Genomic DNA, 14204 nt, shown 5'->3' on the forward strand with positions numbered 1-14204 from the left:
CGAGGACCTCCCCGAACTTCGGACCCTCGAGATCGACCTCCATGATCTCCAGCGGCTTCCCCGCGGCGACGGCTACGGCGGCTCGCGTCTTCATCGCTTTTCTCCCGACTGCCGTCCCCCGGCACGAACAGGGCGGATCACCCCACGGTGCCGCCGCCCGGCCGGGACGGTGCCCGAACCTGAGGGAAAACGGTAGCGACAAAGAAAGTCCCGCCGGAATAGGACTTTGGATCAAGCGCGATCCGGCCCAATCATTGGCCCTTGGATCAGTGGTCCCGGCCAGAGGGCCACGCTAAGCTTCTCGGGAGGAAGCGAATGCCCCAAGCCTACCAAGCGAAGGATAAACCGGTCCGGGCCGGCCCCTGCGGGCTGCGGCGCGGCATGAGCATGAAGGCGTCGACGGAGGATGCCGTCGACGAGCTGCTGGCGGCCATCGCCCAGGACCGCATGGAGATGATTCTGCTGTTCTGCTCGCCGACCTACGACGTCCCCTCGGTCCTCGCCGCGATCGCCCGCCGGGTGCCGGATGTCCGCGTGCTGGGCTGCACCACCGCCGGCGAGATCACCCCGGTCGGCTACCGCCAGGGCACCATCACCGGGATGAGCCTGTGCGCGGACCACTTCGCCGCCTCGGTCCGGCTGATCGAGCCGATGTCGCACTTCGACATGGCCGACGGGGCGGCCCTGGCCAAGGCGCTGATGGCCGAGCACCAGGCCCTCGACCACCGGTTCGAGCCGTCGCGCACCTTCGCCCTGCTGATCAATGACGGGCTGTCGATGCATGAGGAGATCATCGTCAGCGCGCTGGGCGACGCGCTGGGCGAGATCCCGCTGGTCGGCGGCTCCGCCGGCGACAACCTGGCCTTTCGCGAGACCGCGATCTTCGTCGACGGCCGGGTGCTGGACAACGCGTCGCTGCTGATCCTGGTGTCGACCGACCTCGAATTCCGCGTGTTCGAGCGCCAGCACTTCCACCCGCTGGACCAGAAGATGGTGGTGACCCGGGCCGACCCGGCGAAGCGCGTGGTGATGGAGATCAACGCCGAGCCCGCAGCCGAGGAGTACGCCCGGCTGATCGGGCTGGACCCGGCCGACCTGACGCCCCTGGTCTTCGCCTCGCACCCGCTGGTGGTCAAGGCCGGCGGCCGCCACTATGTCCGCGCCATCCAGCGGGTCGACGCCGACGGCTGCCTGCACTTCTTCTGCGCCATCGACGAGGGAATCATCCTGAGTGTCGCAAAGAGCGGCGATCTGGTCGCGAATCTGGTGTCCCTGTTCGACGATCTGCGTGCGCAATTGGGCAGCATCGAGGCGGTGATCGGCTTCGATTGCGTGCTGCGCTACGTCGAGATGGAACAGCGCCAGATGCTGACCGAGGTCTCGCGCATCATGGCCCAGAACAACGTCGTCGGCTTCAACACCTATGGCGAGCAGTTCGGCATGATGCATGTCAGCCAGACCTTCACGGGGATCGCCTTCGGGCCGGGCTGAGCATGGGACGGGATGTGGCGCAGCAGGATCGACCGAGCGGGGACCAGGAAGCCGCCCTGAGGCGCAACGTCGCCAAGCTGTCCGAGATCAACCGCGCCCTGATGCAGCGGGTCGAGCACAGTCTGGACATGCAGGGCAACGCCTACCAGCTGTTCCAGACCGCGATCCTGCTGGACCAGAAGGTCCGCGACCGGACCAAGGAGCTGGAGCACGCGCTGCAGGCGGTGGAGCAGTCGAACCTCGAGCTGAGCGAGGCCATCGTCACCAGCCGGACGGCGCAGAACCGGCTGCAGGACGCGATCGACAGCATCTCCGAAGGCTTCGCCATCTTCGACCCGGACGACCGGCTGATCCTGTTCAACCGCCGGTTCCTCGACTTCTGGCCGCATCTGACCGACGCCATCCGCCCGGGCGTGGCGCTGGACGCGCTGATCCGCCTCGGCCTCGACGCCGGGGTCATCCAGTCGGATGGCCTGAAGCCGGAGCGGTGGATCGCGGAGCGCCGGCTGCAGCGCGCCTCGACCCGCGGCGGCGGCGCCCAGCGCTGGGTCTACGCCCTGGCCGACGGGCGCTGGGTCCAGGTCAACGACCGGCGGTCGACCGAAGGCGGCATCGCCTCGATCTACACCGACATCACCGACCTCAAGGACGCCGAGCGGCAGGAGCGCGAGAAGGCGCTGGCGGAGCGGTCGGCGCATCTGCAGGCGACGCTGGAGAGCATGTCGATCGGCGTCGCCGTGTTCGACCGCGACCAGCACCTGGTCACCGCCAACCGGCGCTATGGCGAGCTGCTGGAACTGCCGGCGGAGCTGCGCCGGGCCGGCAGCTCGTACCGCCGGTTCCAGGAGTTCAACGATAGCCGCGGCGCGCCGGCACTGGGCACCGCGTCGCCGATCGGCCCGGGCTCGGCCCGTGGATCGGGACCACCGGCGGAGGTGGCGCTGAACGGCCGCTGGTTCGAGGTCAAGGGCGACCCGATGCCGGATGGCGGCTTCGTCACCTCCTATGTCGAGATCACCGAGCGCAAGCTGGCGGAGGAGGCGCTGCTGGACAGCGAACAGCGGATCCGGCTGTTCGCCAACGCGGTGCCGACCATGATCTCCTATGTCGACCGCGACCAGCGCTACCGCTTCGTCAACCGCGCCTACCGCGCCGGCTACGCCCCCAACGGCACCCCCATTCTGGGGCAGACCCTGCATTCGGTGCTGGGCGAGGCGGAGTACGCGCTGCGCCGCCCGTTCCTCGAGCGAGCGCTGGCCGGCAGCACCGTGACCTTCGACCTGCCGCTGCGCGGCTCGGAGACCGAGCCGCGCTTCGGCTTCGCCACCTATGTGCCGCACCGCAACCACCGCGACGAGGTGGTCGGCTTCTTCACCCTGATCCAGGACATCACCGAGCGCCGCCGGGCCGAACGCATCCTGGAGGCGGCGAACGAGGAGCTGGAGCGCCGGGTGCATGAGCGCACCGCCACCCTGTCCCGGCTGAACGAGACCCTGTCGCTGGAGGTCGAGAAGCGCCGCCGCATCGCGCGCGAGCTGCGCATCGCCAAGATCGAGGCGGAGCGGGCCAATGTCAGCAAGACCAAGTTCCTGGCCGATGCCAGCCACGACCTGCTGCAGCCGCTGAACGCCGCCCGGCTGTTCGTGGCGACGCTGGAGGATGCCACCCTGCCGCCGGGCAGCGAGGCGCTGCTGGGCAAGATCGACCACGCCCTGGAGAATGTGGAGGACCTGCTCAACATCCTGCTCGACATCTCCAAGCTCGATGCCGGGCGGGTCGGCGCCAACCTGCAGAACGTGCCGCTGCCGCCGCTGATGGAGGCGCTGCACGACGAGATCGCGCCGCTGGCCGAGCGCAAGGGCGTGACCTTCACCCTGCTGCCCTGCTCGGTCACCGTCTGCTCCGACCCCCAGCTGCTGCGCCGGCTGCTGCAGAACTTCCTGACCAACGCGGTGCGCTACACCCATGCCGGGCGGATCCTGTTCGGCGCCCGGCGGCGCGGCGACAAGGTCGAGCTGCAGGTGATCGACACCGGCGTCGGCATCCCGCAGGAGCGGCTGGACGAGATCTTCGAGGAGTTCCGCCGCCTCGACACCCTGGAGTCCGGGCCGAAGGGCGATGGCGGCCAGAAGGGCTACGGCCTGGGCCTGTCGATCGTCCGGCGCATCAGCCGGCTGCTCGGCTACGATGTCCGGGTGCGGTCGGCGGTGGGGCGCGGCTCCAGCTTCTCGGTCCTGGTGCCGGTGGCCGACCCGGCGCTGGACTGCATGGCACCGCGGCCGGCGGCGACCACCATCGTGCCCAGCGCGGTCGACCGGGTGCGGGTGCTGGTGATCGACAACGACCCCGCCATCCTCGACGGCATGACCAGGCTGCTGCGCGGCTGGGGCTGCCAGGTCGCCGCCGCGGACGACCGGGCGGGTGCCGAGGCGCGGATCGCGGTGGACGGCTTCCGCCCGGACATCGTGCTGGCCGACTACCATCTCGACCACGGCCAGCGCGGCACCGAGCTGATCATCGCCCTGCGCCATGCGCTGAACGAGGACATTCCGGCCGCCGTGATCACGGCCGACCGCAGCCCGGAGCTGCAGACGATGGTGAACGCGCTGTCGGCGGTGAGCCTGCTGACCAAGCCGATCAAGCCGGCCCGGCTGCGCGCCCTGATCGCCTCGGCGAGGCGCTGAGGGCCAGGCCCGACAAAAATTCCCACAAAAAATTCCAGGCGGACCTGTCGAATGGGCGGGGGTAGCATCGACTATCCCCGCATGCATCTTCCCCAGGACGGAGGACCATCCGATGGACGCCAAGAACACCCCCCTGACCCCCGCCGCCGATCTGGCCCGCGGCAGCCCGGTGCGGATCCCCAATGAGAGCGCCGAATACCGCGCCGCCCGCACCGCCCTGCTGGCCGAGGAGATCGAGCTGCGCCGCCACATCGAGCGGGTCGCCGCCCAGCGCCGCGCCCTGCCCCCGGGCGGCGCGGTGACCGGCGGCTACCGCTTCCAGGGCGAGGACGGGCCGACCGACCTCGCCGGGTTGTTCCGCGATCGGCAGACCCTCGTGATCTACAGCTACATGTTCGGGCCGCAGCGCGAGCGCGCCTGCCCGATGTGCACCAATGTGCTGAGCGCCTGGGAGGGCAACGCCCCCGACATCGGCCAGCACCTCTCCCTGGCGGTCGTCGCCCGCTCGCCGATCGAACGCCTGACGGCGTGGAAGCGCGAGCGCGGCTGGAAGCACCTGCGGCTCTACACCGACCTCGACGGCGCCTATTCCCGCGACTATTTCGGCATCATGCCCGATGGGTCGGAAACCGGGGCCATCAACGTCTTCACCCGCCACGGCGGCACCGTCCGCCACTTCTGGTCCGACGAGATGGGCGGATCGACCGCCGATCCCGGCCAGGACCAGCGCGGCGCCCCCGACCCGGCGGTGCTGTGGACGGTGCTGGACTACACGCCGGCCGGCCGCGGCAAGGACTGGTATCCGCAGCTGGACTACGGTTCCTGACGGGCCGCAGGAAGCGAGGCGAAGGCACGGCGATGCGCAAGACCTACAGCGGCAGCTGCCATTGCGGCGCGGTCCGGTTCGAGGCCGATCTGGACATCGCCACCGGCACCGGCAAATGCAACTGCACGATCTGCACCAAGATGCGGCTGTGGTCGGTCAACGTCCGGCCCGACGCCTTCCGCCTGCTGGCCGGCGAGGCTGAGATGACCGACTATCGCGGCCGCTCGGACGTGGCGCACCACCTGTTCTGCCGGCATTGCGGGGTGCGACCATTCGAATGGGTGGACATGCCCAACATGACCGGCAGCCGGTACTACAACGTCAACGTCGCCTGCCTCGACGACGTCGACATCGACGAGCTGATGGCGGCGCCGGTCACCTATTACGACGGCCTCAACGACGCCTGGGGGTCGACGCCGGCGGAGGTGCGGCACCTGTAGGCTGATATCAACGGGTAATGCGCTCCACCCAGGCGGCGACTCCGGCCGCGAGGGTGCGGAGATGGTCGGCGGCGGTGAGGCCGGAGACGCGCTTGCGCGGCTTCAGGTCGTGGTCGCCATCCTCCAGCCAGAGGATCTCGATGCAGCTGGACAGGGCGTAGCCGGGGACCTCATCCCGCGTCCCGAACTCGTCGCGGGTGCCCTGGCAGATCAGGGCCGGCGTCGCCAGCCCGGCGAGATGCGCCGTGCGCAGCTGCGCCGGCTTTCCCGGCGGATGGAAGGGATAGCCCAGGCACAGCAGCCCGGCGATGCGGCCGGCCGCGTGCAGCTCGTCCGCCGCCATCGACGCCACGCGCCCGCCCATCGACTTGCCGCCGATGACCAGCGGCCCGGCGGCGCCAAGAGCGTCGACCGCAGCGCGGTATTCCGGGATCAGGGTCTCGGCCCGCGGCGGCGGCTTGCGCTGGCCGCCGCGCCGGGCGGCCATGTAGCCGAATTCGAACCGCGCGACGCGGAACCCGGCGCCGGCCAGGGCCCCGGCGGCAGCGCCCATCGACGCCGAATCCATCGGCGCGCCGGCGCCATGCGCCAGCAGGATGGTGGTGCGGGCGTCGGCCGGCCCGTCGATCAGAAAGTCCGGCGCCATTCGATCTGCTGCCTTCAGGCCGTGGGGGAAGGCCCGAGGCTACACCCGAATCCAGGGCGTAGGTTGGGTTCGCTTCGGCGAACCCAACATCCCACGGCCGAAGCCGGCGTTGGGTTCGCCAGCGCGAACCCAACCTACGACGCTGTCGCGGCGGGACGGCCTCAGAGGCTGCGGCGGTACTTCTGGAACAGGATCACCGCCTGGGTGCGGCTGGAGACGCCGAGCTTCTGCAGCAGGCTGGAGACATGCGCCTTGACCGTGGTGATCTGCACATCGATGGCGTAGGCAATCTGCTTGTTCAGCAGGCCTTCGGCCATCAGCTCCAGCACCTTGCGCTGCTGGTTGGTCAGCAGCTCGAACCGGCAGCGCACCGCGTCGTCCAGCGGCTCGTCCTCCTCCAGCTCGCCCGGCCCGATCAGGTCCAGCCCTTCGGAGGGGGTGTAGCTGCCGCCGTCGAGGATGGTGGAGATGGCGGAGACGATGGCGTCGCGCGACAGCGACTTGGGGATGTAGCCGACCGCGCCGGCGTCGAAGCATTCGCGCATGACGAAGCTGTCGGCCAGCGCCGAGATCACCGCCACCGGCACGTCCGGCCGGCGGGTGCGCAGCGAGCGCACGCCCTTGACCCCGTTCATCCCGGGCATCCTGAGGTCGAGCAGGATCAGGTCGATGTCCATGACTGCGGCGATGCGCTCGACCGCCTCGCCGAACGTGCCGCTTTCGAGCACGTCGACCTGGCCGTCGAGCGACTTGAGCGTGCCCGCCAGGGCTTCCCGGAACATCGGGTGATCGTCAGCGACCAGGACCGTGCGCATCGGCGACATCCTTGCCTCGACTTGAGGTAAGAGATTGAACGCCCCAGGACTCCAGGGGTCAAGGGGGAAGGACCGGCATTGGCCTTTGGTCTTAGAGATCGTTGAAAGCACGCCGGCCCTTGCGGGCCGCTCTGTCAGCCCAGCTGTGGCGCGGTCGCCTGGTAGCTCGGCATCGCCTGCATCCGCTCCCACCACGGCGCGAAGCCGTCCACCGCAAAGACTTCCTCGGCGTCGGAGGTGAGTCCGACATAGAAGCAGATCGGCGCGAGATACAGGTCCGCCAACGAGGGGCGCGCGCCGGCGATGTGGGCGTCGCCGCCGCGCAGCTTCATCAGTTCGGCCAGGACACGCCGGCTGGTGGCGATGGCCTGCTGCTTCGCCTCCTCGTTCTGGCCGCCGATGAAGTCGGGAAACAGGTGGAAGCCGGCCACCCCGATCAGCGCGCCATACCCGTAGGAGTCGATGAAGCTCATCGCCATGCGCATGCGCGCGCGGTCCTTCGGATTGTCCGGCGTGAAGGACGGGCCGGGCAGGACCTCGTCGAGATACGCCGCGATCGCGCTGGTCTCGAGCACGCGGAAGCCGTCATGGTCGAGCACCGGCACCTTGCCGAAGGGGTGGCGGGCCAGATGCGCCGGCTCGCGCGGCTCGCCCTTGAGCACATTCACCGGCACCAGCTCGTAGGACGCGGCCTTCTCGGCCAGGAGCATCCGCACGGTGCGGACATAGGTGCTGCCGTCGAAGCCGTAGAGGACGATCTTGCTCATGTCGGGGTCTTCCGTTGCGGGCGGGATGCCAGGGAATCCCTGGAGGTTATAGCTCCGCCGGACCACCCGCCAGATGGTCGAAAGCGTCGCGGAGCCGGCGCCACACCGGCCCCGGCCGGCCGTCGCCGACCGCGGCGCCGTCGAGCCGCACGATCGGCGCCAGTTCCTTGGTCGTGCTGGTGATCCAGATCTCGTCCGCGGCGCGCAGCTCCGCCTCCGCCACGTCGCGCTGTTCCAGCGGGATCCCCGCTTCGGCGGCGAGGCGGATGGCGATGCGGCGGTTGATGCCGTCGAGGATGCGGTGGTCGGCGGCGGGCGTCGCCACCCGGCCGCCCTTGACCACGAAGACGTTGCTGGCGGCGCATTCGGTGACCAGCCCGTCGCGCAGCATCACCGTCTCCAGCGCCCCGGCCTCGGCCGCGTGCTGGGCCGCCAGCACCGAAGGCAGCAGGGCGATCGACTTGATGTCGCAGCGCAGCCAGCGGATGTCGGGCGCGGAGACCAGGGCGAAGCCGGCCTGCTGCTGGTCGCGGCCGAGGCGTTTCAGCGGGCTGGCGAAGGCCAGGATGCTGGCCTGGGCCGAGGCCGGAAAGGCATGGCTGCGCTGGGCCGGGGCGCCGCGGGTGACCTGGATGTAGACCGTCGCGGCCGGGCGCGGTGCCTCCGCGGCCAGCCGCTCGAACACCGCGGCCAGGGCGGCGCGGTCGAGGCCGGGGGCGATGCGGATCGCGTCCAGACTGCGCGCCAGCCGGTCGAGATGGGCGTCGAGCTCGAAGATCCGGCCGTCATAGACCGCCACCACCTCATAGACGCCGTCGGCGAACAGGAAACCGCGGTCCAGCGGCGAGACGCTGACCTCGTCCAGCGGCAGCAGGGATCCGTTCCAATAAGCGAGGGTCATCGTCGTCACCCAGTCCTCAGTCGAACGCCGCGAGGCGGCCGGACGGTTCGCCCGGCCCCTCGTCGTCGCGCATCGCCGCCGCGCCGCGCATGATCGTCGCGACCGGCCGGCCCATCCCCTCCATGCCCGCAAACGGCGTGCAGCCGCAAGGGGAGACGCTTCCGCCCTTCCCGATCCGCCGCCGACCGATCGCGAAGCGTATCGAGACCAAACCAAAAACTCCGCAGCCGCGCAGTGTTTCCGACCGCTTTGCCGCCGACTTCCGATACTGAAAGCGAAGCGGCACCGACAGATCCATAGCAATTAGCCCAAAATCGTGACACGAGATCCTCTCAAAAGTAGGATGAATCCTTCTTCCTTTTCGTGACGGTTTGTGTGTGATCTAAAGCAGCAACTGACTGGCTAGAATCGACTAGGGGGCGTTCTCGTTGCACGGAGAGTCTTCAGAGTCTGCCCTTGGATATCCGACAGCCGAAACCGCCTCGGGTCCGTTGACCCGTCCGGCGCAGCGCTGATTCGCCAAGGACCATGCCAGAACGTGAACCATGGGTGGAGGTCGGCGCTTGCGGCTGACGAGGCGTTGCGGGGCCATATCGCCCCTGCTGGCCGAACAGCCGATCCGTCACAACGACAATAAGAAATAATACCGCGCTCATGGATGCAGTCTTGCGAAAGCAAGAACCTCACCAATGAAGCCATCGAATCGGGGGAGCAAATAAATGTGCCTACTTTGTCAAATGGGGCAAAAACAAGATCATTCGACTGATAGCGCCGCGAACAACGGGCAATTGTTCGCGACGACCTTCAACCAAGCGCTCAATGACTGGCAGAACATCGACCAGACGCCGGACAATCCATACAACAAGGACACCGATTACGAGACCTTCCTCACCTATCTCGGGGCCCTGACCCGGCCGCTGACGCCCACACAGGCGCAGGGCCCGATCGTGGTGAACGTCTCGGAGCTCGCCAATCATCCGGACTACATGGCAGCAGCCATCGGGGCGCTGCAGATGTGGTCGACGGTGACGCCGCTCGAGTTCACCATCGTGACCGACAGGCCATACAACCGGAACACCGATTATCTCCAGGTCGTCAGCCCGGAGGTCGGGGAAGCGAATGACGGCAGCGCCTTCTCCTCGGGCCGCTTCGTCAATGTCGGCCAGCGGTTTCACGACACCGAGCCGAACAAGACCGAGCCGGGCGGCTATATCTTCAACACCTTCATCCATGAGTTCGGCCATGAATTCGGGCTGAACCATCCCGGATTCTACAATTACGGCGGCCCCGGCGGCCCGCAGATCACCTACCTCAACGATGCGAAGTGGGTCTACGACCAGCAGCAGTACTCGGTGATGTCGTATTTCGACAACATCGACGCCGGCGGAGCCGACGCGTGGACGAACACCACGCCCGGGATCGCGGATATCGAGGCGGTCATCCGCCACTATTTCTCGACCGTCACGGGCAACGTGCGGACCTATCAGGACATCCAGCTCAACACCGGCAACGACGTCTACGGCTTCGGCAGCACCAAGCTGGGCTACGCGCTGACGGCGACCGGGCCAGGCCGCGACATCGGCTTCGTGATCCATGACACCGGCGGCGTCGACACGGTCGACTTCTCGGGGTCGACCACCAGCACGATCCTGGATCTGCGCGAAGGCCGCTTCTCCAGCGTCAACGGCCACAGCAACAACGTCGCCATCTTCGACGGCCACAACCAGGACGCGACCCAGTACTACATCGAAAAGGGCATCGGCAGCGCGTTCGACGACATCATCCTGGGCAATGACGGCGCCAATCAGCTGATTGCCGGCGACGGCAACGACAAGGCGGCCGGCTTCCTCGGCAACGACACGATCGACGGCGGCAACGGCGCGGACGAGATCCATGGCGGCGCCGGCGACGACCTGATCATCGGCGGCGCCGACACCAATGACAGCCGCGACCGCAACAACACCCTGCCGATCATCACCGGCCCCGATACCAACGACGGCAATGACCAGCTGTTCGGCGAGGACGGCAACGACACCATCAATGGCGGCGCCGGCGACGACGTCATCGACGGTGGTGCCGGCGACGACCTCATGCGCGGCATGGCCGGCGTCGACATCTTCCGCGGCGGCGACGGCAGCGACACGGTCGACTTCAGCCTGGAAAGCCCGTTCCAGCTGCTGGTCAACCTGGTCACCAATGAAGCCCAGGGCGGCACGGCGTCCGGCGACACCTTCTTCAGCGTCGAGAATCTGATCGGGTCGGACGACCGCATCGACCGCTTCATCGGCAATGACGCGGCCAACCACTTCGACGGCCTGGGCGGCGGCGACGTCTTCAACGGCGGTAACGGCGACGATGTCCTCGACGGCGCGCGTGACGGCGACGTCCTGCGCGGCGATGCCGGGAATGACCGCCTGATCGGCGGCGCCGGCGCGGATTACCTGGACGGCGGCGACGGCATCGACACGGCCGACTACACGGTCGACGAGCATCAGCCGATGTTCGGCCCGCCCCGGACCCCGAGCACCGAAGGCGTGACCGTCAACCTCGCACTCGGCACCGCCAGCGGCGGCGATGGCGAGGGCGACACCACCACCACCCACCAGTTCGACCAGCTGGTGAACATCGAGAACGTGATCGGCTCGAAATACGCCGACACCCTGATCGGCAATGCCGGCGTCAACGTCCTGACGGGCGCCGCGGGCAATGACACGCTATCCGGGGGCGGCGGGGCGGACACGCTTGATGGCGGCGACGGCATCGACGTGGCGGCCTACTACGGCAGCGCGGTCGGGGTCGTCGTCGATCTCGCCGTGCCGGGCTCGCATCCGGAGACCTATGTGTCGATCGAGGGCCTTGCCGGGTCCGCGTTCGGCGATACCCTGACCGGCGATACCGGCGACAACAACCTTGTCGGCCAGGGCGGCGACGACACCCTGAAAGGCGGGGCCGGAAACGATACGCTGGATGGCGATTTCATTCCCTTCCCGGTCACCGGCGTCGGCCTGGGCAACAGCTACACCACGCTGCCGGCCGGGACGACGAACAACTCCATCGCCACCGCCGTCGACCTGAGCAGCAAGTTCTCGTTCCTGGCCGATCCCGACATCGGGGATGCGACCACCCTGGCGCATTCGACGGTCAACGCCACCGGCAACGGCCAGGGCGGCTTCTACAGGGTGAACCTGAACGCGGGAACGGTCCTCACCGCCGACATCGACCACACCTCGGACCTGCTGGACGACAGCTTCATCCGGATCATCCGGCCCGATGGCACCACCGTCGCCCTCAACGACGACGGCGGCAACGACCCCGGCTCCGACCGCCGGACGGACTCGCTGGTCACCACCAAGGTCACGGAGACCGGGACCTACTACATCGTGGTCGGGCATTACGACAACGACCTGGGCGATGTGGTCGACACCGTTCCCAACGGCGCGACCTATGAGCTGAACGTTTCGGTGACGCCGCCCACTCCGACAGCGCCGAACATCGGCGTGGCCGGGAACGACACGCTCGACGGCGGCGCCGGCATCGACACCCTGCTGGGCCGCGCCGGCGACGACATCCTCCTCGGCGGTGCCGGGGCGGACCACCTGGACGGCGGTGCCGGCGCGGACACGGCCTCGTATGCCGGAAGCGGCGGCGCGGTCACGGTCAGCCTGATCACCGGCAGCGCCACCGGCGGCGACGCCCAGGGCGACATCCTGGTGTCGATCGAGAACCTCCAGGGGTCGGGGCTGGACGACACCCTGACCGGCAATGGCGGGGCCAATACCCTGATCGGCGGCGCCGGCAACGACACGCTCGATGGCAGCGTCGGTGTCGACACGCTGATCGGCGGGGCAGGCAACGACACCTACCACGTCGACAATTCGGCGGATAAGATCCAGGAACTGGCGGGCGAAGGCACCGACTCCGTCGTGTCGTCGCGCAGCTACGCGCTGGGCGACAACGTCGAGGACCTGACCCTCGTCCAGGGGTCGGGCAGCAACGTCAACGGCAATGCCTTGGCCAACCATCTGACCGGCAACGAGGTCGCCAACATCCTCGTCGGCATGGCCGGGAACGATGTGCTCGACGGCAAGGCCGGCAACGACCAGATGGATGGAGGCGACGGCACCGACACCCTGACCGGCGGCGCCGGCAACGACATCTTCTACTTCCAGGCGGCAAGGCAAAGCGTGGTCGGGAACGGCCGGGACGTCATCACCGACTTCACCCACGGCCAGGACCACATCGACCTGCACTTCATCGATGCGGACACCAAGGCGGCGGGTGACCAGGCATTCTCGTTCATCGGCGGCAGCGCGTTCACCGGGGTCGCCGGTCAGCTGCGCTTCGCCGGCGGGGTGCTGAGCGGCGACGTCGATGGCGATGGAAAGGCCGATTTCGAAGTCGGCGTACCAGGGGTCGCCAGCCTGGCGGTGGCTGATTTCGTGCTCTGATCCGGCACTAGTGGACCGCCCGGCCCCGGTGGGGCCGGGCGGCATCTTTCGACTATCGAATGGTCGCGGCCGCTTGTGGCGAACCGCGCCCCATGATTGGTCCGGAGGCCGTCGTAGCACGAGGCCCTTGACCACGGCATCCGCGCGGGCCATCCTGAAAATCTGTTCAGTCACTGAAAAAAATTACAGGACTGTCGACACGGGATGGACGACCAAGTCAGCCTCGCCACGCGCGCCGCGTGGCTGTCCTATGTCCGCCGCCTGACGCAGGGCGAGATCGCGGACCGGCTGGGCGTGTCGCGGGTCAAGGTCCATCGCCTGATCTCGCTGGCCGAGGAGCTGGGGCTGGTCAGCGTCCACATCGCCGGCCGCCCGGCCGAATGCCTGAAGCTGGAGGACGGGCTGATCGACCGCTTCGGCCTGGGCTTCTGCCGCGTGGTCCCGGCGATCGACGTGGACGACCAGCCCTTCGAGGCCCTGGGGGCCGAGGGCGCCGCCTACCTCTCCCGCTATCTCGAGACCTCCGGCGCCAAGGTCATCGGCGTCAGCCACGGCCGCACCCTGGCCGCCCTGGTCAACCGCCTGCCCCGGATCGCGGCGCCCGACGCGAAGTTCGTCTCGCTGCTGGGCAGCCTGACCCGCAAATCCTCCGCCAACCCGTTCGACGTGGTGCAGCGCCTGGCCGACAAGACCGGCGGCGAGGGCTATTTCATGCCGGTGCCGATGGCCGCCGACAGCCTGGGCGACAAGGCGGTGATGCTGTCGCAGAAAAGCGTTCAGGCGGTGCTGGCCCTGGCCCACCAATCCACCCTGTGCCTGGTCGGCGTCGGCGAGCTGGGGTCCCAGGCACATATGCTGCAGACCGGGGTGCTGACCCGCGCCGACTATGACGACCTGCGCGCCGCCGGCGCGGTCGGCGACCTGGCCGGGCAGTTCCTGGACGGGGACGGCCGCCGCGTCGCCTCCGAGGTCAACGACCGCGCCTTGAGCGTCGGGCTGGACGATCTGCGTGGGCGGAAAGTCGTCGCCATCGCCGGCGGCGCGGTCAAGGCCGACGCCATCACCGCCGCGCTGATGAGCGGGGTGGTGACCGATTTGATCATCGACGAATCCGCGGCGGTGGCGATGGCCGCGCGCCGCGGGGCCCGGCCACCGCAACGGCAGGGTCAACGCGAGACCAGCTGAC

General features: G+C 68.4%; 11 protein-coding genes. 6 read left to right on the forward strand and 5 right to left on the reverse strand.

Features of this window, described 5'->3' with window-relative positions; translation table 11 throughout:
- Positions 1-315: 315 nt before the first annotated feature.
- From nosP to E9232_RS34375, 4 genes are all read left to right on the forward strand, one after another.
- Positions 316-1491 (forward strand): nitric oxide-sensing protein NosP, encoded by a 1176-nt coding sequence (gene nosP / locus E9232_RS34360; RefSeq protein ID WP_309801844.1) that lies wholly within the window; start codon positions 316-318, stop codon positions 1489-1491.
- A gap of 2 nt (positions 1492-1493) precedes the next feature.
- Positions 1494-4175 (forward strand): NahK/ErcS family hybrid sensor histidine kinase/response regulator, encoded by a 2682-nt coding sequence (locus tag E9232_RS34365; protein ID WP_309801846.1) that lies wholly within the window; start codon positions 1494-1496, stop codon positions 4173-4175.
- A 112-nt stretch (positions 4176-4287) separates the two neighbouring features.
- Complete coding sequence (locus tag E9232_RS34370) at positions 4288-5001, forward strand: DUF899 family protein (protein WP_309801848.1); 714 nt, start codon at positions 4288-4290, stop codon at positions 4999-5001.
- Positions 5002-5033: 32 nt separating this feature from the next.
- Positions 5034-5441 carry a GFA family protein gene (locus tag E9232_RS34375; protein WP_309801849.1) on the forward strand — a complete coding sequence of 136 codons (408 nt, stop codon included), beginning with the start codon at positions 5034-5036 and terminating at the stop codon, positions 5439-5441.
- Between the two features lie 7 nt (positions 5442-5448).
- Here the strand turns inward: E9232_RS34375 and E9232_RS34380 are convergent, their stop codons facing one another.
- The 5 genes from E9232_RS34380 to E9232_RS34400 form a co-directional block, all read right to left on the reverse strand.
- Positions 5449-6087, reverse strand: a complete 639-nt coding sequence (locus E9232_RS34380) for an alpha/beta hydrolase family protein (protein WP_309801851.1) — start codon at positions 6085-6087, stop codon at positions 5449-5451.
- 161 nt (positions 6088-6248) lie between these two features.
- On the reverse strand, positions 6249-6902 hold the full coding sequence (locus E9232_RS34385; protein WP_309801853.1) for a response regulator transcription factor: 654 nt from the start codon (positions 6900-6902) through the stop codon (positions 6249-6251).
- Positions 6903-7036: 134 nt separating this feature from the next.
- A complete protein-coding gene (locus E9232_RS34390; protein ID WP_309801855.1) occupies positions 7037-7669 on the reverse strand; it encodes a glutathione S-transferase family protein in 633 nt (210 codons plus the stop codon).
- Between the two features lie 46 nt (positions 7670-7715).
- Positions 7716-8570 carry a D-amino acid aminotransferase gene (locus E9232_RS34395; RefSeq protein ID WP_309801965.1) on the reverse strand — a complete coding sequence of 285 codons (855 nt, stop codon included), beginning with the start codon at positions 8568-8570 and terminating at the stop codon, positions 7716-7718.
- Positions 8571-8586: 16 nt separating this feature from the next.
- Positions 8587-8868 (reverse strand): hypothetical protein, encoded by a 282-nt coding sequence (locus E9232_RS34400; RefSeq protein WP_309801857.1) that lies wholly within the window; start codon positions 8866-8868, stop codon positions 8587-8589.
- Between the two features lie 490 nt (positions 8869-9358).
- On the opposite strand from E9232_RS34400, the gene E9232_RS34405 reads away from it, so the two are divergent.
- Together E9232_RS34405 and E9232_RS34410 are read left to right on the forward strand one after the other, a co-directional pair.
- The gene (locus tag E9232_RS34405; protein ID WP_309801858.1) at positions 9359-13018 is read left to right on the forward strand and encodes a M10 family metallopeptidase C-terminal domain-containing protein; all 3660 of its coding nucleotides are present in this window, start codon (positions 9359-9361) and stop codon (positions 13016-13018) included.
- A 204-nt stretch (positions 13019-13222) separates the two neighbouring features.
- Complete coding sequence (locus E9232_RS34410) at positions 13223-14203, forward strand: sugar-binding transcriptional regulator (RefSeq protein ID WP_309801859.1); 981 nt, start codon at positions 13223-13225, stop codon at positions 14201-14203.
- Position 14204: the final 1 nt, after the last annotated feature.

It is taken from the genome of Inquilinus ginsengisoli (assembly GCF_031453975.1).
Taxonomy (GTDB): domain Bacteria; phylum Pseudomonadota; class Alphaproteobacteria; order DSM-16000; family Inquilinaceae; genus Inquilinus; species Inquilinus ginsengisoli_A.